Here is a 19,069-nt window from a genome sequence, read left to right on the forward strand (position 1 = left end):
TCTTGCCAATACAGGGTCGTGTTGATGCTGCAGTACGGGCAAAAAAGCTTCCTGATCGTCGACGACTTCACCGACTTTCGCACCTCGACCCGCTCCATGCTCCGTGAGCTGGGGGTGCGCGATGTGGATACCGCCGACAGCGGCGAGCAAGCCTTGCGCATGTGCGCGCAGAAGCGCTACGACTTCGTCCTCCAGGATTTCCACCTGGGCGACGGCAAGAAGAACGGTCAGCAGGTGCTCGAAGACCTGCTGCTGGACAAGCTGATCAGCCATGAATGCGTGTTCATCATGGTCACCGCCGAGAGCAGCCAGTCCATCGTCCTGAGCGCACTTGAACATGAGCCCGATGCCTATCTGACCAAACCGTTCAACCGGGTGGGCCTGGCCCAGCGCTTGGAAAAACTCGTTCAGCGCAAGACCCTGCTCAAGCCGATTCTCCAGGCCCTGGACCGTGCACGCCCTGCCGAAGTGCTGGCGGCCTGCGCCGAGCTGTGCAAGAAGGACCCACGCTTCGCCCCGCTGTGCCTGCGCTATCGCGCCGATGCGCTGCGCGACCTGAACCGCTTCGAAGAGCTGGAAAAATTCCTCACCAGCATCCTTGCCAGTCGCCCCCAGCCGTGGGTCTATGCGTCCCTTGGCAGCCTGCTGCACAAGCGTGGCCAGCATGCCCAGGCCCAGGGTGTCTATGAGCAGGCGCTCAAGGCGTTCCCGATCATGCCGGGGTTGTACGATGGCATGGCTGAAGTGCTGGTGGCCCAGGGCGAGACCAAGCGGGCCCAGCATATGCTCGAAGAGGCTGTGCGCCTGTCGCCCCTGGCGGTACGCCGGCAGGCGGCGCTGGGTAAGCTGGCGCTGGACAACGAAGACTTCGAGAGCGCCTCCAAGGCCTATCGTCACGCCGTCAACCAAGGCCAGAGTTCTCGTTACAAAAGCCCGGAGAGTAACTTGGGCCTGGTCCAGGCGCTGATGAGCAAGAACGCCGGCAATGGCCTGGATGCCCGCACTCGCGTCGAGATCAACACGGTGCTCAGCGAAGTGGCCAAGGAAAACGTCGAGGACCAGGGCCTACAGGTGCGTGCCCGACTGATGAAAGCCGCCAGTCTGCAACAGGCCGGTGACGAGGAAACGGCGGGCAAACTCACCGAGCAGGCCATGCAGCGCCTGGAGAAGATGGACCAGTTCTTCTCGGTCGAAGCGGCCCTGACCGTGGCCAAGCAGTTGCAGCAACTCGGCCAGGCTTCGGCCGGTACCAGCATCCTCAAGGGCTGTGTGGAAACCTACGGCGACGACCCCAAGGTCATGCAGAGCGTGGCCAAGCTCACCGACGACCCCAGCGTGCTCGGTGCTGTCACCGAGGCGGTGGACCTCAACCGCCAAGGCGTGCGCAGCTACCAGGGCGGCCAGCTCAACGAGGCGCTGGAGATGTTCCGCCGGGCGCTGGCGTTGCAGCCCAAGAACATCAGCATTGCACTGAACACCGCCCAGGCGCTGCTGCGTATCGGTGGCGAAAACCCAGCGCCTGTACTGATGCAGGAGTGCCGCAACTGCTTGCAGAGCGTCGCCGGCATTCCGGCCAGTGACAACCGCTACGATCGCTACCGCAAACTGCATATCCGGGTGTTCGGCGCATGAATCGAGACGAGCAGGGGCTGGACTTCTCCACGGTGATCGCGTCTACCGTGCATGACATGAAAAACTCGCTGTCGGCGCTGATCCAGGCCCACGACCAATGGCTGGCGCGGCTGCCCGAAGTGCTGCACGGCGGCAGCGAGCAAGGCGTGATGGAGCACGAGTTCCGCCACCTCAACGGCATGCTGGTGCAGTTGCTGGGCCTGTACAAGCTGGACATCAACCAATTGCCGATCTGCCCGGACTACCACGAACTGGACGACTTCATCGAAGCCCAGCTCGCCGCCCAGCAGGAGGTGCTGGAGCATCGCGACATCCTCGCCACCTGGCGCCTCGAGACCGAAAGCCCGCTGGGTTTCTTTGACCGCGAGCTGGTCGCTTCGGTGGTGGGCAACGTCCTGACCAACGCCATTCGCCATGCCGGTCACGCCTTGCAGATCAGCATCGAAGACGTGGGAGAGCAACTGGTAATCAGCGTCAACGACGATGGCCCCGGTTATCCACAGCGCATGCTCGAACGCCAGCAGGACTACGTCCAAGGCATCGACTCGAGCACCGGCAGCACAGGCCTTGGTCTGTATTTCGCCGCCCGCATCGCCGCCCTGCACGAGCGCAATGGCGTGCGCGGGCGGATCGAGATCAGCAACGGCGGGGTGCTGGGGGGCGGGTTGTTCCGGTTGTATTTGCCTTGATGCTGTGTCGAACACGTTTTGTATAAGCCCCGTTCGCGGGTAAACCCGCTCTCGCAAGGGGCAACGCAGGCCAGGTATGAGCGAGTTTACCCGCGAAGAAGGCGCCACGAAGCGAGACAGTTGCTCTTCAGTTCTCTGTTGTTGGTATGGGGAGCCTGGGGTTTTTCTTGTATGGTTTCTGCCTGAACGCAAGCAGGACCAAACGCACATGAATCCGCAATCTCCCAGCCTTATCCGGGAAACCTTCCCCGTCGGCCCGTTACAGTGCAACTGCACCCTGATCGGCGATCCGATCAGCAAGAAGGCAATCGTGGTCGACCCGGGGGGCGATCCGGAGAAAATTCTCTCCCGCCTGCAGGCCCATGGCCTGACCTTGGTGAGCATCATCCATACCCATGCCCACTTCGATCACTTCCTCGCCTCGGGCAAACTCAAGGAACTGACTGGCGCGACTTTGCATCTGCACAAGGACGACCAGCCTTTGTGGGACAACCTTCAGATGCAATGCCAGATGTTCGGCGTGCCCTACACGCCGGTGCCGCCACCGGACCGCTGGTTGGGAGACGACGAGGAACTGGCTTGTGGCTGCGGTGTGGCGTTGCATACGCCGGGACACACACCGGGCTCGATGAGCTTCTGGTTCGCCGATGCCAAGCTGCTGATCGCAGGTGACACGTTGTTCCGCCGGGGAATCGGTCGCACCGATTTGTGGGGTGGGGACCAGCGGGCGATCGTCCGTTCCATCAAGGAGCGGCTCTATCGCCTGGACGAGGAAGCGGTGGTGGTGACCGGCCATGGCCCGGATACTCGTCTTGGCGACGAAATGCGCGAAAATCCTTTCGTGCGGGCGTGAGGTTTCACGGAATTATTCCGCCTCGCTTCGGTCCAAGGCTGGCATAGGGCCATCCACGACCTTTTGCACTTTCGAATTTCTGTAGGAGCTTGTCCATGTTCACCATGCGTCGTCTGATTATCGTCGCTACCGCTGCTGCCCTGATGACCGGCTGTGCCGGCCAGAACCCCTATGACAGCCAGGGCCAGGCGCAGGGCTCCACCGGGATGAGCAAGACCGCCAAGTATGGTGGCCTGGGTGCGCTGGCCGGTGCCATCGCTGGCGCTGCCATCGATCACAACAACCGTGGCAAGGGCGCGCTGATCGGCGCCGCCGCAGTGGGCGCCGCCGCTGCTGGCTATGGTTACTATGCCGACAAACAGGAAGCCGAGCTGCGCGCCAAGATGGCCAATACCGGTGTCGAAGTGCAGCGCCAAGGCGACCAGATCAAGCTGATCATGCCGGGCAACATCACCTTCGCCACCGATTCGGCGAACATCTCCCCAAGCTTCTACTCGCCGCTGAACAATCTGGCCAACTCGTTCAAGCAGTTCAATCAGAACACCATCGAGGTGGTCGGCTTTACCGACAGCACTGGCAGCCGCCAGCACAACATGGACCTGTCCCAGCGTCGCGCCCAGGCCGTCAGCAGCTACCTGACTTCCCAGGGCGTCGACCCGTCCCGCGTCAGCGTGCGCGGCATGGGCCCGGACCAGCCGATCGCCAGCAACGCCGACGCCAATGGCCGTGCGCAGAACCGTCGTGTAGAGGTCAACCTCAAGCCGATTCCGGGTCAGCAGTACGATCAGCAGGGCACTGTCCAGCAGTACCCGTAAGCGTCAGACACACATGACAGGGGCCGCATAGCGGCCCCTGTTCATTTCAGCGCACGGTACTGGCCTGAATCGCGGTCAAGGCGATGGTGTGGACGATATCGTCTACCTGAGCCCCGCGTGGCAGGTCGTTCACCGGCTTGCGCAACCCTTGCAGCATCGGGCCGAGGCTGACGCAGTCGGCGCTGCGTTGCACGGCCTTGTGCGTGGTGTTGCCGGTGTTCAGGTCCGGGAAGACGAACACCGTCGCCCGCCCGGCCACAGGGCTTGCCGGTGCCAGCTGACGAGCGATTTCGGGGTTGGCGGCGGCGTCGTACTGCAACGGGCCGTCGATCACCAGGTCGTGCTCGGCCTGCTGCGCCAGGCGGGTGGCCTCACGTACCTTTTCCACTTCCTCGTCGCTGGCGGCCGAATCGCTGGAGTAGCTGAGCATCGCCACCCGTGGGGCAATGCCGAAGGCCTGGGCCGATTCGGCACTCTGCCGGGCAATCTCGGCCAGTTCCGCAGCGCTGGGGTGCGGGTTCATCACGCAGTCGCCGTAGACCAGCACCTGCTCGGGGAAGAGCATGAAGAACACCGACGATACCAGGCTGCTGCCGGGAGCGGTCTTGATCAATTGCAGGGCAGGGCGGATGGTATTGGCAGTCGAATGGACCAGCCCTGACACCAGCCCATCGACCTCGTCGAGCGCCAGCATCATGGTGCCGATCACCACCGGATCTTCCAGTTGCTGTTCGGCCATGGGAGCGTTGAGATTCCGGCTCTTGCGCAGCTCGACCATGGGCTCGACGTAGCGGCCGCGGATCAGCTCCGGATCGAGCACCTCGAGATCCGGTGGCAGAGTGATGCCCTGGGCGCGGGCGACCGCCTGGACGTCCTCGGGCTTGGCCAGTAGCACGCAACGGGCGATGCCCCGTGCCTGGCAGATGGCGGCGGCCTGCACCAGCAGCGGCTCGGCGCCTTCGGGCAGGACGATGCGCTTGTTGGCTTGCTGGGCGCGCTGGATCAACTGGTAGCGGAACACCGCCGGTGACAGGCGCAACTCGCGTGGTGTGCCACAACGCTGATGCAGCCAGGCGGCATCCAGGTGGCTGGCGACGAAGTCAGTGATGAACTCGGCGCGTTCGCGGTCATCGATCGGGATTTCGCGGTTGAGTGAGTTAAGGCGATTGGCGGTGTCGTAGGAGCCGGTGCTCACCGACAGGATCGGCAGGCCTGCCTGCAGGGCGCCGCGGCACAGTTCCAGGATGCGTGGGTCCGGCTTGCTGTCGCTGGTCAGCAGCAGGCCCGCCAACGGGACCCCATTGATCGCCGCCAGGCTCACCGCGAGGATGATGTCGTCGCGGTCACCCGGCGTCACCACCAACGTGCCCGGCTTGAGCAGCGGCACGGTGTTGGCCACGGTGCGGGCGCAGATGATGATGGTGTTCATGCGGCGCTGTTCGTAGTCGCCGGCATTGAGCACTTGGGCGCCTAGCAGCTCGGCCACATCGCGGGTCCGTGGGGCATTGAGCTCGGCCTGGTAGGGGATGCAGCCGAGCAGGCGGAAGTCATCGCCGCGCAGCAGGGGCGAGTGTTCGCGCAGGCGGGTGGCGAAGTCGGCCATGCTCTCTTCGGTGCGAACCTTGTTCAGGACCACGCCGAGCACCTTCGGATCGCGCGGACCACCGAACAGCTGGGCCTGCAGTTCGACACGGCCGGACAGCTCGCTGAGTACTTCGTTTTCCGGTGCCGACACCAGGATCACCTCGGCGTCCAGGCTCTTGGCCAGGTGCAGGTTGACCCGGGCCGCGTAGCTGGCATGGCGGGTGGGCACCATGCCCTCGACCACCACCACGTCGTTGCCGATGCATGCCTGCTGGTACAGGCGGATGATTTCCTCGAGCAACTCGTCCAACTGGCCATCGCCGAGCATGCGCTCGACCTGGGCCAGGCTCAGGGGGGGGGGCGGGCGGATGCCATGGGTGCGGGCGACCAGTTCGCTGGAGCGCTCCGGGCCTGTGTCGCCAGGGTGGTGCTGGGCGATCGGCTTGAAGAAGCCGACCTTCAGGCCGCCGCGCTCGAGGGTGCGGACCAGGCCGAGGCTGATGGATGTCAGGCCGACACCAAAATCTGTCGGCGCGATGAAAAATGTCTGCATGCGTGCTTCTCGAAATAAGCGGTGCAAGGGATCAACGGCCAAGGGTATCGCTATCGGTACCCTGGGCGCACCAGCCGCAGGCAAATACCTGGCCGATGTGCCGTTCGCGCTCTTGGGCATCGAGCACCCAGGGCCTGCCCTGCCAGGGCGGTTGGTGGCGCAGGTGCTGGGTATGGCCGCAGGAAAGCTCAACTACCCAGTGGCCGTCTTCGTCCTGGTGAAACCCTGTCACCCGACTGACGGGGCGCTCAATGTCCGAGGGGCGTTCGCAATCGGGCGATGCCTTGGTTACACTTATTCGCTCTACATTCTTTTGCAAAAGGTCTTGCCCCATGCTGATTGCCGCCAACAAGGCTGTCTCCATCGACTATACCCTGACCAACGACGCCGGGGAGGTCATCGACAGTTCCGCCGGCGGTGCTCCGCTGGTGTACCTGCACGGTGCCTCCAACATCATTCCAGGCCTGGAAAAAGCCCTGGAAGGCAAGCAGGCCGGCGACGAACTGAACGTCAGCGTCGAGCCTGAAGAGGCCTACGGCGAGTACCTGGCCGAACTGGTCAGCACCCTCAACCGCAGCCTGTTCGAAGGCGTCGATCAACTGGAAGTGGGCATGCAGTTCCACGCTTCGGCACCGGACGGCCAGATGCAGATCGTCACCATCCGCGACATCGACGGCGACGACATCACTGTCGACGGCAACCACCCGCTGGCCGGCCAGCGCCTGAACTTCAAGGTCAAGGTGGTCAATGTGCGTGACGCCAGCGACGAAGAAATCGCTCACCGCCACATCCACGGTGAAGGTGGCCATCACCACTGATTTTCTGCGCTAAGCTCAGAGAGTCGCCAGGCGCTCGGGCAAGCCGACTTGCCTTCCTTGGGGAAGGTGTGGACGGTTTGACCGCGCGCCTTTTTAGTGGGCGCCTTTCGCCCCTGCGACAACCGGGAACCTGAGAGGGGAGTCATCATGAGTGCATTTCACGACCTGACGTTGAAGGCGCTGAACGGCGAGGATCTGCCCCTTGCACCGTTCAAGGGCCAGGTGGTGTTGGTGGTCAATGTCGCCTCCAAGTGTGGTTTGACACCGCAATACAAAGCCCTGGAGAACCTGTACCAGGATTACAAGGACAAAGGCTTCAACGTCCTCGGTTTGCCTTGCAACCAGTTCGCCGGGCAAGAGCCGGGCAGCGAGGAGGAAATCCAGGCGTTCTGCAGCCTCAACTACGGCGTGAGCTTCCCGTTGGGGGCCAAGCTCGAAGTCAACGGGCCGCAGCGTCATTCGCTGTACCGTCTGCTAGCGGGTGAGGGGGCCGAATTCCCCGGAGATATCACCTGGAACTTCGAGAAATTCCTGGTCGGCAAGGATGGCCGGGTCCTGGCGCGTTTCGCACCGCGTACCACGCCGGATGACCCGACGGTGGTCCAGGCGATCGAGAAGGCGCTGGCCTGAGTCCTATCGATCCGGGGCTTCAGTCCTGCGAGTCGCCAAACAACGGCGGCCCTACTGCGCAGTCCATCGCGGGTAAACCCGCTCCCCCAGGGGCTCTGCCAGCCTGAAGGCCGGCGCAGGCCTGTGAGAGCGGGTTTACTCGCGAATGACCACCGTTTTGAGTCCGACGAGCGCTCAGCTGCGCGGTGTGGTCGAGCCTCGCTTGATCGCCAGATCCGTCTTTACAGGCTCAGTATTCATCATCCCTGCCTGGCGACAAGCACTGGCCAGGTACCCTTCGAACTGCTCGACGATCGCCGGCCAGCCCTGGCGACTAGCGTGCTGGCGGGCATTCAGACGTACTCTGCGCAAGGTTTCCTGCTCTTCCATCAGCCAGCAGGCCGCGTCGATGAACGCCGCCTGGTCGCCCGGCATTGCCAACGCGCCGCTGTGCCCGTGGCGGATGTGCTGGGCGGCCGCCGCTTCGTCATAGGCAACCACCGCCAGGCCCGAGGCGAGGGCCTCGAGAACAACGTTGCCGAAGGTTTCGGTCAGACTCGGAAACAGGAACAAGTCACCGCTGGCATAGTGCTCGGCCAATACCTCGCCCCGCTGGGCGCCACAGAACACGGCGTCGGGCAACTGCTGTTCGAGCGTCTCGCGCTGGGGGCCGTCGCCGACGATGACCAGGCGCATGCGGCGCTGTGGATAAGCCTTGCGCAAGGCCTCCATGCACGGTGGAAGCAGCCCTAGGTTCTTTTCCGCGGCCAGCCGCCCCACGTGCAGCACGGCAATGTCGTCCGCGCCCAGTCCCCAGCGCTCGCGCAACGCCTGGCTGCGCCGGGCCGGATTGAACAGGCAGGCGTCGACACCGCGGGCCATGAGCGCCAGGCGCTCGAAACCACGGCGCTCCAGCTCCAGGCGCTGGCTCGCGCTCGGCACCAGGGTGATGGCGGTGCGCCGGTGAAACCAGCGCAGGTAATGAGTGAGCAGGCGCGTCAGCAGGCCCAGGCCGTACTGCCGCGAATATTGTTGGAAATTGGTATGAAAGCCGCTGATCACGGCAACCCCCAACTGCCGCGCCGCACGCAGTGCGCTGAGGCCCAGCGGCCCTTCGGTGGCGATGTAGAGCACGTCCGGGCGGTGCTTGCGCCAGCGGCGCAGCAGTGTGCGCTTGGTGATCTCGCCCCATTGCAGGCCTGGGTAACCCGGCAGTGGCCAGCCCCGGCAGAGCAGCAGATCATCCCCTTCACTCTGTGAGGTGTCGCTGGCCTGTCTTGGGCGCACCAGCTCGACCTGATGACCACGTTGGCGCAGCCCTTCGATGAGGCGTCCGAGGGTATTGGCCACGCCGTTGATCTCGGGTGGAAACGTCTCGCTGACAAGGGTGATACGTAGGGGCGGTCTATTCATGACAAAAAGTTTCCACCCGCCGCGTTGCGGTTCTGTGACGTCATTGTGACGGCCGGGTGACGCCATTTTTTTGAAGGGGAAATGCTTGGAAATTTCCCCTGCGGGGTACTCAAGAATCCCCCAGGACCAGCCGATGCAGATGTATTCGACACTCGAGGTGCGCTCCGGGAGAGCGGTCATGTTCAACAGCAAACTCAAGAAAGAAATCCAACAGCTGCGCGAGGACCTGATGTCCGTCGAGCAAGTCAAAAGCAGCTTGGACAGCGAGATGTTGGTGCTTCAGCTCGACCCCCACGGGCGCATCGAGTCGGTCAACAGCAACTTCGAAAAGGAGATGCTGTACAGCGCCGGGCAGTTGATCGGGCGCAACATCGAAGAAATCGTGCCGCCTCATGTGAAGGAGCTGGACTTCTATCACCGCATGAAAGGCGCCATCACCCGTGGCGAACACCTCAACGGCGCGTTCCGCCTGCTACGCGGCAACGGCGAGGAAGCCTGGCTCCGCTCGATCCTGCAGCCGGTCAAGAGCAGCGATGGGCGGATCAAGCATTTCAGCATGCATTCGAGCGACTTGACCCGCACCATCGAGGCCTCCCGTGAGCACGAGAGCCTGATCAAGGCCCTGATGCGCTCCACCGCCCTGATCGAGTTCAACCTGCAAGGCGAAGTGCTCACCGCCAACGACCGCTTCCTTAACGCGATGGGTTACACCCTGGAGCAGGTGCGTGGCAAGCCACACCGCATGTTCTGCGAACCGGAAGAGGCCAATTCGCCGGCTTACCAGGCGTTCTGGGACAAGCTGCGCCGGGGCGAATTCGTCGCTGATCGTTTCAAACGCGTGGATGCCCATGGCCGGACCGTGTGGCTGGAAGCGTCCTATAACCCGATCATCGACGCCCATGACGTGCTGTACAAAGTGGTCAAATTCGCCACCGTGATCACCGACCAGGTGAACCAGGAACTGGCCGTGGCCCAGGCTGCGGACATCGCCTACAACACCTCGTTGGGTACCGACGCCAGTGCCCGCAAGGCGACCGAAGTGGTCACCCAGACCGTAGATGTCATGCGTGGTCTGGAGAGCTCCATGCAGGATGCCGCCCAAGGTATCCAGGCACTGGACACCCAGTCCCGGGTGATCGGCTCGATCATCAAGACCATCAGCGACATTGCCGGGCAGACCAACCTGCTCGCGCTCAACGCCGCCATCGAAGCGGCGCGCGCGGGGGAGCAGGGACGCGGGTTCGCCGTGGTCGCCGACGAAGTGCGCCAGCTCGCCTCGCGCACCAGCACCGCCACCGACGAGATCGCCAAGGTAGTGCAGCAGAACGAACAATTGGCTCAGGCGGCGGTGGACATCATCGACACCAGCAAGCGCCAGGCCGAGCAAGGCCTGACCCTGGCTGCCGAAACCGGCAGCGTGATCGTCGAAATCCAGGACGGGGCGAAGAAGGTGGTGGATGCGGTGGGGCAGTTTTCCAGCCAGTTGAATCATTGATGCCACGCCCTGTGGGGGCGGGGTAACCGCGCAAGGGGCGCAGCGCGCCCCCTCGCTGGGTCAGCTACGCTCGCGCACCCAGAACAAGGTCGCGCCCGCCACGGCGGCTGGCATCATCACCACGTTCACCAGCGGGATCATCAGCGCCAGGTAGGTGATGCCGCCAAAGCCCAGTGACTGCCAGCGCTTTTCGCGCAGCCAAGCGAGCATGTCCTGCCAGCTCATCTTGTTGTTGTCCGCCGGGTAGTCGATGTACTGGATGGCCATCATCCAGACCCCGAAGATCAGCCACAACGGGGCGGCCACCACGTTGACCACTGGGATCAAAGACAGGATGAACAGGCCGATGGCCCGTGGCAGAAAGTAGCCTAGCTTGCGCATTTCACGGCCGAAGGTGCGTGGCACCATGGCGATCAGCTCGCCCCAGCTGAACGCGGGGAAGTTATCCTGCCCGCGGACCACCACCTCGACCTTTTCGGCCAGAAACCCATTGAAGGGCGCGGCGATGACGTTGGCCACCAGGGTGAAGGTGAAGAACACCATGAGGATCACCAAGGCGACGAACAGTGGCCACAGAATGTAGGTCAGAAAGCTCAGCCAGCTCGGCAGGGTGGGCATCAGGGTATCGACCCACAGGCTGAACTGATGCCCTGCGAAGTAGATCAGCCCGCCGAACAGCAACAGGTTGACCGTCAGCGGCAGCAGCACGAACAGGCGCAGGCTGGGGCTCATGACCAGTTTCAGCCCTTCGCGCAGGTACTGTGGGCCAGAGAGGACAGGGGCTTGCATCGAGACGCTCCGGATCAGGGGAAAACGCGCTGACCTTACCGAGTTTGAGGCCTCGACGAAAGCCGCCTGGCGCGGGAGCAACGGGCTGTAACAAAAGCGAGGGAAGATTTTCTATCGGTTCGGTTGGGAGATAGAGGCAGCCTATAAGGTGGATTGTCGAAGGATATTTCCTTAATCTCTGCGACCTCGCTACAGTGCGCTCAACTTTTTGGTTTCGGATCTGCGCGTCATAGGCTTCCCCAAGCGCTGCGTAGGTCCCTTTTCATTCCAGCCGGCACTGCCGGTGCCCCGACGCCGGCCCAGCGGCCGTCTCGACAGGAGTTCGACATGTCTGAAGTACGTCATTCGCGCGTCATCATCCTCGGTTCCGGCCCGGCCGGTTACAGCGCAGCGGTCTATGCCGCCCGTGCCAACTTGAAGCCGCTGCTGATCACCGGCATGCAGGCCGGCGGTCAGCTGACCACCACCACCGAAGTCGACAACTGGCCGGGCGACCCCCACGGCCTGACCGGCCCGGCCCTGATGCAGCGCATGCAGGAGCATGCCGAGCGCTTCGAGACCGAGATCGTCTTCGACCACATCAATGCCGTGGACCTGGCCAACAAGCCGTTCACCCTGCGCGGCGACAGCGGCACCTACACCTGCGACGCCCTGATCATCGCCACCGGTGCCAGCGCTCGCTACCTGGGGCTGCCGTCGGAAGAGACTTTCATGGGCAAAGGCGTTTCGGCCTGCGCAACCTGCGACGGTTTCTTCTACCGCAACAAGCCGGTTGCCGTGGTGGGTGGTGGCAACACCGCCGTGGAAGAAGCCCTGTACCTGGCCAACATCGCCAGCAAGGTGACGTTGGTCCACCGCCGCGATACCTTCCGCGCCGAGAAGATTCTGGTCGACAAGCTGCACGCCCGTGTGGCCGAAGGCAAGATCGAGCTCAAGCTCAACGCCACTCTGGATGAAGTGCTCGGTGACGACATGGGTGTGACCGGTGCGCGCCTGAAGAACAACGACGGTAGCAGCGACGAAATCAAGGTCGACGGCGTGTTCATCGCCATTGGCCACACCCCGAACACCTCGCTGTTCGAAGGCCAGCTGACCCTCAAGGACGGCTACCTGGTGGTCAACGGCGGCCGTGAAGGCAACGCTACCGCCACCAACGTCGAAGGTGTGTTCGCGGCTGGCGACGTGGCCGACCACGTCTATCGCCAGGCGATCACCTCCGCCGGTGCCGGCTGCATGGCTGCACTGGACGTGGAGCGTTACCTGGACGGCCTGGCGAACGCTTCGTTCTAAGGCTTCGCCAGCGTCCACCGGGGCTTTGGCCCCCTACAAAAAAACCGGCTAGATGGCCGGTTTTTTTGTGTCTTGAAAAAGCCTTACAGGCTAAGGCGCATCGACAGGTCCACCGCCTTCACGTCCTTGGTCATGGCGCCGATGGAAATGTAGTCCACGCCGGTCTCGGCGATCACCCGCAGCGTGCTTTCGTTCACGCCGCCGCTGGCCTCGAGCTTGGCCTTGCCAGCGGTGATGCGCACGGCTTCGCGCATTTCATCGAGGGTGAGTTCATCGAGCATGATGATGTCGGCGCCGGCCGCCAAGGCCTGGCGCAGCTCGTCCAGGCTTTCGACCTCGATTTCCACAGGCTTGCCCGGCGCGATGCGGTGCGCTGCGTTGACGGCCTCGGCCACCCCGCCGCTGGCGGCGATATGGTTTTCCTTGATCAGGAACGCGTCGTACAGGCCGATGCGGTGGTTGTGGCAGCCGCCGCAGGTGACTGCGTATTTCTGCGCCAGACGCAGGCCGGGGAGGGTCTTGCGGGTGTCGAGCAGGCGCACCTGGGTGCCCTGTACCAAGTCCGCGAGAAAGCGCGCCCGGGTCGCCACACCCGACAGCATCTGCAGGAAGTTCAGCGCCGTGCGTTCGCCGCTGAGCAGCGAGCGTGCCGGGCCTTCGAGGTGGAACAGCGCCTGGTTGGGCGTGGCCCGATCGCCATCGGACACCTGCCAATGCACCGCGACCCGCGGGTCGAGCTGGCGGAACACCGCATCGACCCAGGCGGTACCGGCGATGGTGCAGTCCTCACGGGTGATGATGGTTGCCTTGGCCAGGCGCTCGGCCGGAATCAGCTGGGCGGTGATGTCGCCACTGCCGATGTCTTCGAGCAGCGCGCGGCGCACGTTGGCTTCGATTTCGGCGGTCAGGTCGGCGAGGCGTAGGTTCGGCATGGTCGGCTCCACAAGCTAGGTGCGGCGATTATAGGGCAGGGGGGCGGCGTGTACAGCGGCAACGGGACTGACCTTTGGTCGGGACGGCTGAGCATTGTGGCGAATGGAGTGTCAGTTGCTGGCGTGTGAAGAACGCTCTGGTAGCTATCGGAATTTTTACCGATAATGCGCCCAGTATTTGGCGTCATGGTTTTGACTGGCATCGCGCCAACGAAAACACCCACAAGGAGTCCGGGATGCAGAAAGAAGGCAAGGTGGTGCCTTTGGCGGTCGCCATCGATCGCGGGGCTCATGCGCCCTCGTGCCTCCCGGTGCCGCTTCTGCAAGTGCGCGACCAGGCTGGATTGCAGCTGCGCCAAGGGCTGCAGGCATTGTTCGATAATGCTGACGACACGCTCTTCGAAATGGCCGACAAGGCTCCTGATCGTTTCGAGCAGAACCTGTACTTCGAAGCCATGCGCGACCTGCGTCTGAAGCGAAAGAGCATCGAGCGCGGCTTTCTCGACACTTTCTATGACCGCTTTGCCCAGGTAGGGCAGGTCGAAGCCTCGGCATTCACCCTCAGCGAGGACCCGCTCGGTTCGGCGCAGTTGGCACGCACCGCCGTCCTCGAAACCATGGTCGCCCGCGTGCTTTCGCGCGATGGTCTTGCTTTGGAACACCTGGCGTTGCGCCTGCAAGCCCTGCTCGGCAACGCCGCGGCGGCGCCGGACAACCCCCTGGGGCCGGACCGTTTGTGCGGTTATTTCCTGGAGGCCGCGCGCAGCCAAGGCGTTACCCGCAGGGTCAAGCTGATCTTGCTCAAGCTGTTCGAACGCTACGTATTGCGCGACCTCGATCAGTTGTACGATCAAGCCAACCAGTTGCTGGCCGACGCCGGTGTGCTGCCTGAACTCAAGCCGACACCGCGCCGTCGTGCCGACGATCATCGCCAATCCGTCCAACGCCTGTCAGCCGAGCTGGCGCGCGACGAAGCGCCGGATCTCGATGGCGCAGGCCAGGCGTTCTTTGATTCCGTACAGGCACTGCTGGCCCCGATCCGAGGCCGAATCGCGCCGCGTGTGCAGCAGGTCGCCAGCGCCCAGCCGATCAGCACCGCCGACCTGCTGCGCCTGCTGTCGCATCTTCAGCACTATGTACCGGCCACCTGCGAGGCGGATGACTTCTCGCTTGGCCAGCAGTTGGAGCAGTTGCTGCTGCGGGTGAGCGTGCGCAGCGGCACGCGCCGCCGGATCGACACGGCTGACGAAGACACCCTCAATCTGGTCGGTCTGCTGTTCGACTTCATCCAGGCCGACAACAACTTGCCTGTATCCCTGCGCGGGTTGATCGCTCGCTTGCACATTCCACTGCTCAAGGTCGCCTTGCTCGATAAAGGCCTGTTCAGCCGTGCCAGTCATCCTGCCCGGCGTCTGCTCAACGAGATTGCCGCCGCCGCGATTGGGTGGGAAAGCGGTAGTGAGGGCGTGCGCGACAGCTTGCATTTGCGCGTGGAGCGCGTGATCCAGCGTCTGCTCAACGACTTCACCGATGACTCCCGCGTGTTCGCCGATCTGCTCGAGGATTTTCTCGCGTTCAATCAAGAAGAGCGGCGGCGCAACGAACTGCTCGAACAGCGCACCCGTGACGCCGAAGAGGGGCGCGCCCGGGCGCTGCAAGCCCGGCAACGGGTACAGCAGGCACTGAACCTGCGCCTGCAAGGTCGGGTGCTGCCGCACGCGGTGGTACACATGCTGGTGCATGGTTGGAGCCAGGTCTTGCTGCTGGCTTGGCTCAAGGAGGGCGAAGACTCCAGCGCCTGGCGCGATGGCCTGGACACGGTCGATGCCCTGCTGGCCAGCATTGCCCCGCACCGAGATCCACAGGCGCGGGAGCGCTTGTTGCAACAGGTGCCGGTGCTGCTCAAGAACCTGCGCGACGGTTTGGCCGGGGTGGTCACCGAAGCCGCCGCGACCCGGGAGTTCTTCCTGCGACTGGAGCAGTTGCACCTGCGCGCCTTTGCTGGCGGTGACGTTTCATCCACCGACGGCGCGCCTGACCTGGATGAGGTCTTGGTGGCCGAGCAGATCATTCTGGCGGTGGCCGATGAATCGGCCTGTGGCCCGTTGCTGCGTCTGGATGGACAAAGCCCTGAGCTGGGACAGGTGCGGCGGCTGCGCATCGGTGCCTGGGTAGAAGTGATGGATGACGATGAGCCCCTGCGCTGCAAGTTGGTGGCGGTGATCGACAGCAGCGACCGCTATGTCTTCGCCAATCGTACCGGCATGAAGGTGCGGGAATGGAGCTGCGCCGGACTGGTCCAGGCCCTGCGGCGTGGTGAGGTTCGCCTGCTCGACGACGGTCTTTTGTTCGAGCGCGCGCTGGACGCTGTGCTGGAACGATTGCGCAGCCAGCAGACGCGCTGAACAATCATTTACATGCAAGCCTGCCGGACGCGGGGCATACTGGCGGCTCCTCCCTGGCGATTTCAGGAACTGCTCCATGCTATTGGACCGTGCGACTGGCTGGTTCTCCGGCGTCACCCACTGCCCCTCGCCGAATTTCAACGCGCGCCCTGAAGGCGAAGCCATCTCCCTGTTGGTTATCCACAACATCAGCCTGCCTCCGGCCTGTTTCGGCACCGGCAAAGTCCAGCAGTTCTTCCAGAACCGGCTCGATCCCGCCGAACACCCCTACTTCGAAAGCATCTGCCATTTGACCGTCTCAGCGCACTTGTTCATCGAGCGGGACGGGGCGGTGACCCAGTTCGTTTCTTTGCTGGACCGTGCCTGGCATGCCGGTGTTTCGCGCTTCGGCGAGCGCGAGGGTTGCAACGATTTTTCCATTGGTATCGAGCTGGAGGGCACCGATGAGCTGCCCTACACCGACGCCCAGTACCAGACCTTGAAACAACTGACCGAGCAGATTCGCGGCGCGTGGCCTGTGATCGACCTCGGACGTATCTGCGGTCACAGCGACATCGCCCCGGAGCGCAAGACCGACCCGGGCCCGGCTTTCGATTGGTGCCGCTACCGGGCGGCCCTGCAGTGCAGTGAGGACGACGCATGAGCTTTCTGGTGTTGGTGTTGGTGCTCTGGTTCGAGAAGTTCTCGGCCCTGCGCCAACGGTTGCAGCGTGACGGGTTCTTCATCGGCGAGCTGGTACGTCTGGAGCGCAGCGGCAAGGTGCATCCCTGGTGGACGCTGGCCATCCTGGTGCTGGCGCCCGTAGCGTTGCTGGTGCTGCTGCTGCACGTGCTGGAGCCTGTGGCCTACGGCCTGCTGGCCTTGCCAGTGCACCTGCTGGTGCTGATCTACAGCCTCGGGCGTGGCGACATCAAGGCATCCCTGGGGCCGTTTCGAGATGCCTGGCGCCGGGCTGATGACCAAGCCGCGCTGCATGTGGCCGAGCGGGATCTGGGCCTGGCCGCCGACGATGCCCCTAGCTTGTTGGTGCGGGTGCAGGGGCATTTGCTGTGGCAGGCCTACCAGAGCTTTTTCGCGGTGATCTTCTGGTACTTCCTGCTCGGCCCGGGCGCGGCCTTGGCCTATCGCCTGCTGGCGCTGAGTGTAGAGAACAGCCGCCAACCGGCACTCAAGGAGCGCGCCGAGCAGCTGCGCCATGCCCTGGACTGGTTGCCGGTGCGGGTGCTGGCCTTGAGCTTTGCCCTGGTAGGCAACTTTGTCGCCGTGGTGCGGGTGATGCTGCATGAACTGCTCAACTGGCACATCAGTGCGGGGCATCTGGTGGCGCGGGTCGGACGCGTGGCGGACAGCGCGCCTGAGGAAGAAGACACCCAGCGGGGGCTCGGTCGTCTGGACAGCCTCTGGGAGCTGCTGCTGCGTTGCGCGGTGCTGTGGTATGCCTGCTTTGCGCTGTGGACGGTATTGGTCTGAGTGCGTGCTTCGGCTTGTCGGCCTGGTATCGAGCGAGCCAGGCCTACGCAAGCAGCGCTTAACCTTAAATTACAAACCTTGGGTTCGATCTGCGTTATACAAGTCCCCTGGCCGTTAATGGCCTTGTGCTACCTCGCAGAATAAAAAGAATCCAAGGAGATGCGCATGAAGCGTTTGCTCTATCCGGCCATCGCCCTGATGGACCGGCTGAGCTTCGGCTTGAAGTTCAGCTTGATCAGCACTTTGTTCTTCGTCCCCATGCTGGTCACCAGCTTCTACCTGGTGCGCGACGTCTACGACGAATTCCACGCCACCGGCGTCGAGCTGCAGGGCTTGGGCCCCCTGGCTGGCGCCCTGACCCTGCGTAGCGATCTGGAAACCCTGGGCAACCTGTTGCAGATCAACGCCCTGTTAGGCCAGTCGGGACAGGCCGGCGACGTGGAGCAGCGTATCGGCGCCCTTGAGGACAAGGTCGCCGCAGGGCTCGAGGCGATACCCACGAGCGACCCGCAGCTAAAGGCCCGCCGCGAAGAGCTGAGCGAGATCTTCACCCGCGCGCGCAACGAGTCCTCCCTGCAAAGCAAGGCGGCCCTGTTCGACAAGCTGTTGGTTCAGGCCCAGGTCCTGACCAAACAGGTGGCCAGTCAATCCGGGCTGGACCAGGACCACCAGGCCTCGGTGCGGCATCTGAGCGAGCTGCTAGGCAGTGCCACCGGTCAGGTAACCCAGACCCTGGGCGAAGGGCGGGCATTGGGGGCCATGGCGTTGGGCCGTGGCTTCATCGATTCGGCCGGCAGTGCCCGCTTCGAAGACTTGTTGCAACGCTTGGAGCGGCTGTCTGCCGACTACGGCATTCGCCTGGACGACGCCCTGGCCGCTGACCCGCGCGCAAGGACCGACTTGGCCGTGCTGGCCGAAGCCAGCCAGGCAACGGTGAAACAGGCCGCGACCCTATTCGAAGACCGTGTGGTGATGGCCGAAACCCTGGACGCGCCATGGCTTGGGTTCTATCAGCAGGTCAGCGACCTGATGGTGCAGACCTACCGTCTCAACGACGCCATCCTCGCCCACCTTCAGGTGCAACTGCAGGATCGCCTGGACGAGCACCGCCTGCGCATGATCGCGCTGGTCGCCGCGCTGCTGGCGGTATTTGCCCTGATCATCTATCTGGACAGCGGCTTCTATGTGTCCATCCGTCAAACCTTGGGCAATCTGGGCGCGGCCATGGACAAGGTCGCAGCCGGCGACATGACCGTGAGTTTCAAGGCCCACAGCCGCGACGAGCTTGGCGAGCTGGGCCAAGGCTTCAACCAAACAGTGTTGCGCATTCGCGAGCTGATCGATCAGGTGGGGCGGACTGTCTCGACGGTCGAGGAGCAAGCCGGGCAGGTGCTGGAGGTGTCGGTGCGCAGCAATCAGGCGGTCAGTGGCCAGCGTGAGCAGATCGAACAAGTGGCCACCGCCATGAACCAGATGAGCGCCACTTCCCAGGAGGTCGCCCGCAGTGCGGCCCTGGCCGCCGAAGGCGCGCAACAGGTCAATCGCGAGAGCGCCACCGGCCGTGGCCTGGTGGAAAACCAGCAGGACAGCATCACCCGCCTGGCCGGGGAGATTGACCAGAGCGTGGTTGCGGTCAACCAGCTGGCCGGTGACAGCCAGGCCATCGGCCGGGTGCTGGAGGTGATCCGCAGCATCGCCGAGCAGACCAACCTGCTGGCGCTC

General features: G+C 63.5%; 16 protein-coding genes and 2 pseudogenes. 13 read left to right on the plus strand and 5 right to left on the minus strand.

Going from position 1 to position 19,069, the window contains the following annotated elements:
* The first annotated feature begins 24 nt into the window (after positions 1-24).
* The 4 genes from HMPREF3173_RS22845 to HMPREF3173_RS22860 all read left to right on the plus strand — a co-directional run bounded on the left by HMPREF3173_RS22845 (position 25) and on the right by HMPREF3173_RS22860 (position 3,989).
* A complete protein-coding gene (locus tag HMPREF3173_RS22845; RefSeq protein ID WP_070576973.1) occupies positions 25-1,632 on the plus strand; it encodes a tetratricopeptide repeat-containing response regulator in 1,608 nt (535 codons plus the stop codon).
* Positions 1,629-2,321: a sensor histidine kinase gene (locus HMPREF3173_RS22850; protein ID WP_043213827.1), complete on the plus strand. Its 693-nt coding sequence runs from the start codon at positions 1,629-1,631 to the stop codon at positions 2,319-2,321. The genes HMPREF3173_RS22845 and HMPREF3173_RS22850 overlap by 4 nt, the downstream gene beginning before the upstream one ends.
* A gap of 208 nt (positions 2,322-2,529) precedes the next feature.
* A complete protein-coding gene (locus tag HMPREF3173_RS22855; protein WP_070576975.1) occupies positions 2,530-3,174 on the plus strand; it encodes an MBL fold metallo-hydrolase in 645 nt (214 codons plus the stop codon).
* Positions 3,175-3,269: 95 nt separating this feature from the next.
* Entirely contained in the window at positions 3,270-3,989 is a 720-nt protein-coding gene (locus HMPREF3173_RS22860; protein WP_043213831.1) for a YiaD family glycine zipper/OmpA-like lipoprotein, read from the plus strand.
* 46 nt (positions 3,990-4,035) lie between these two features.
* On the opposite strand, the gene pta is transcribed toward HMPREF3173_RS22860, so the two are convergent.
* The gene (gene pta, locus HMPREF3173_RS22865) at positions 4,036-6,126 is read right to left on the minus strand and encodes a phosphate acetyltransferase (protein ID WP_070576977.1); all 2,091 of its coding nucleotides are present in this window, start codon (positions 6,124-6,126) and stop codon (positions 4,036-4,038) included.
* A gap of 31 nt (positions 6,127-6,157) precedes the next feature.
* Positions 6,158-6,460, minus strand: coding sequence for a DUF3565 domain-containing protein (locus HMPREF3173_RS22870; RefSeq protein WP_070576980.1), 303 nt, complete (start codon positions 6,458-6,460; stop codon positions 6,158-6,160).
* Here HMPREF3173_RS22870 and HMPREF3173_RS22875 point away from each other — a divergent pair.
* Both HMPREF3173_RS22875 and HMPREF3173_RS22880 read left to right on the plus strand, forming a co-directional pair.
* Positions 6,459-6,944 (plus strand): FKBP-type peptidyl-prolyl cis-trans isomerase, encoded by a 486-nt coding sequence (locus HMPREF3173_RS22875; protein ID WP_070576981.1) that lies wholly within the window; start codon positions 6,459-6,461, stop codon positions 6,942-6,944. The two genes, HMPREF3173_RS22870 and HMPREF3173_RS22875, sit on opposite strands and share 2 nt — an antisense overlap.
* Positions 6,945-7,091: 147 nt before the next feature.
* Positions 7,092-7,574 (plus strand): glutathione peroxidase, encoded by a 483-nt coding sequence (locus tag HMPREF3173_RS22880; RefSeq protein ID WP_043213841.1) that lies wholly within the window; start codon positions 7,092-7,094, stop codon positions 7,572-7,574.
* A 174-nt stretch (positions 7,575-7,748) separates the two neighbouring features.
* Here HMPREF3173_RS22880 and HMPREF3173_RS22885 read toward each other — a convergent pair whose 3' ends face one another.
* Positions 7,749-8,966 carry a glycosyltransferase family 4 protein gene (locus tag HMPREF3173_RS22885; protein WP_070576983.1) on the minus strand — a complete coding sequence of 406 codons (1,218 nt, stop codon included), beginning with the start codon at positions 8,964-8,966 and terminating at the stop codon, positions 7,749-7,751.
* 268 nt (positions 8,967-9,234) lie between these two features.
* Between HMPREF3173_RS22885 and HMPREF3173_RS25415 the strand changes: the two are divergent.
* Positions 9,235-9,867 (plus strand): annotated as a pseudogene (locus HMPREF3173_RS25415) (PAS domain-containing protein); the annotation flags it as partial.
* 180 nt (positions 9,868-10,047) lie between these two features.
* A pseudogene (locus HMPREF3173_RS25420) lies at positions 10,048-10,461 on the plus strand (methyl-accepting chemotaxis protein); the annotation flags it as partial.
* A 60-nt stretch (positions 10,462-10,521) separates the two neighbouring features.
* On the opposite strand, the gene cysZ reads toward HMPREF3173_RS25420, so the two are convergent.
* Entirely contained in the window at positions 10,522-11,250 is a 729-nt protein-coding gene (cysZ, locus tag HMPREF3173_RS22895) for a sulfate transporter CysZ (RefSeq protein ID WP_043213846.1), read from the minus strand.
* Between the two features lie 327 nt (positions 11,251-11,577).
* On the opposite strand from cysZ, the gene trxB reads away from it, so the two are divergent.
* Entirely contained in the window at positions 11,578-12,540 is a 963-nt protein-coding gene (gene trxB / locus HMPREF3173_RS22900; protein ID WP_043213848.1) for a thioredoxin-disulfide reductase, read from the plus strand.
* A gap of 83 nt (positions 12,541-12,623) precedes the next feature.
* Here trxB and nadC read toward each other — a convergent pair whose 3' ends face one another.
* Entirely contained in the window at positions 12,624-13,472 is an 849-nt protein-coding gene (gene nadC / locus HMPREF3173_RS22905; protein ID WP_043207989.1) for a carboxylating nicotinate-nucleotide diphosphorylase, read from the minus strand.
* A 236-nt stretch (positions 13,473-13,708) separates the two neighbouring features.
* On the opposite strand from nadC, the gene HMPREF3173_RS22910 reads away from it, so the two are divergent.
* From HMPREF3173_RS22910 to HMPREF3173_RS22925, 4 genes are all read left to right on the plus strand, one after another.
* Complete coding sequence (locus HMPREF3173_RS22910; protein ID WP_070576987.1) at positions 13,709-15,877, plus strand: DUF1631 domain-containing protein; 2,169 nt, start codon at positions 13,709-13,711, stop codon at positions 15,875-15,877.
* Between the two features lie 76 nt (positions 15,878-15,953).
* Positions 15,954-16,520: a 1,6-anhydro-N-acetylmuramyl-L-alanine amidase AmpD gene (gene ampD, locus HMPREF3173_RS22915; protein ID WP_070576989.1), complete on the plus strand. Its 567-nt coding sequence runs from the start codon at positions 15,954-15,956 to the stop codon at positions 16,518-16,520.
* Positions 16,517-17,347, plus strand: coding sequence for a regulatory signaling modulator protein AmpE (gene ampE, locus HMPREF3173_RS22920; RefSeq protein ID WP_043207995.1), 831 nt, complete (start codon positions 16,517-16,519; stop codon positions 17,345-17,347). The genes ampD and ampE overlap by 4 nt, the downstream gene beginning before the upstream one ends.
* 165 nt (positions 17,348-17,512) lie before the next feature.
* The coding region (locus tag HMPREF3173_RS22925) for a methyl-accepting chemotaxis protein (protein WP_256544545.1) at positions 17,513-19,069 on the plus strand (1,557 nt) is incomplete at its 3' end.

It is taken from the genome of Pseudomonas sp. HMSC08G10, from assembly GCF_001808425.1.
Classification (GTDB): domain Bacteria; phylum Pseudomonadota; class Gammaproteobacteria; order Pseudomonadales; family Pseudomonadaceae; genus Aquipseudomonas; species Aquipseudomonas guariconensis.

Coding starts and splice junctions, on each gene's coding strand:
- HMPREF3173_RS22845 (WP_070576973.1), top strand. CDS start 25: ATGCTGCAGTACGGGCAAAAAAGCTTCCTGATCGTCGACGACTTCACC.
- HMPREF3173_RS22850 (WP_043213827.1), top strand. CDS start 1,629: ATGAATCGAGACGAGCAGGGGCTGGACTTCTCCACGGTGATCGCGTCT.
- HMPREF3173_RS22855 (WP_070576975.1), top strand. CDS start 2,530: ATGAATCCGCAATCTCCCAGCCTTATCCGGGAAACCTTCCCCGTCGGC.
- HMPREF3173_RS22860 (WP_043213831.1), top strand. CDS start 3,270: ATGTTCACCATGCGTCGTCTGATTATCGTCGCTACCGCTGCTGCCCTG.
- pta (WP_070576977.1), bottom strand. CDS start 6,126: ATGCAGACATTTTTCATCGCGCCGACAGATTTTGGTGTCGGCCTGACA.
- HMPREF3173_RS22875 (WP_070576981.1), top strand. CDS start 6,459: ATGCTGATTGCCGCCAACAAGGCTGTCTCCATCGACTATACCCTGACC.
- HMPREF3173_RS22870 (WP_070576980.1), bottom strand. CDS start 6,460: ATGGGGCAAGACCTTTTGCAAAAGAATGTAGAGCGAATAAGTGTAACC.
- HMPREF3173_RS22880 (WP_043213841.1), top strand. CDS start 7,092: ATGAGTGCATTTCACGACCTGACGTTGAAGGCGCTGAACGGCGAGGAT.
- HMPREF3173_RS22885 (WP_070576983.1), bottom strand. CDS start 8,966: ATGAATAGACCGCCCCTACGTATCACCCTTGTCAGCGAGACGTTTCCA.
- cysZ (WP_043213846.1), bottom strand. CDS start 11,250: ATGCAAGCCCCTGTCCTCTCTGGCCCACAGTACCTGCGCGAAGGGCTG.
- trxB (WP_043213848.1), top strand. CDS start 11,578: ATGTCTGAAGTACGTCATTCGCGCGTCATCATCCTCGGTTCCGGCCCG.
- nadC (WP_043207989.1), bottom strand. CDS start 13,472: ATGCCGAACCTACGCCTCGCCGACCTGACCGCCGAAATCGAAGCCAAC.
- HMPREF3173_RS22910 (WP_070576987.1), top strand. CDS start 13,709: ATGCAGAAAGAAGGCAAGGTGGTGCCTTTGGCGGTCGCCATCGATCGC.
- ampD (WP_070576989.1), top strand. CDS start 15,954: ATGCTATTGGACCGTGCGACTGGCTGGTTCTCCGGCGTCACCCACTGC.
- ampE (WP_043207995.1), top strand. CDS start 16,517: ATGAGCTTTCTGGTGTTGGTGTTGGTGCTCTGGTTCGAGAAGTTCTCG.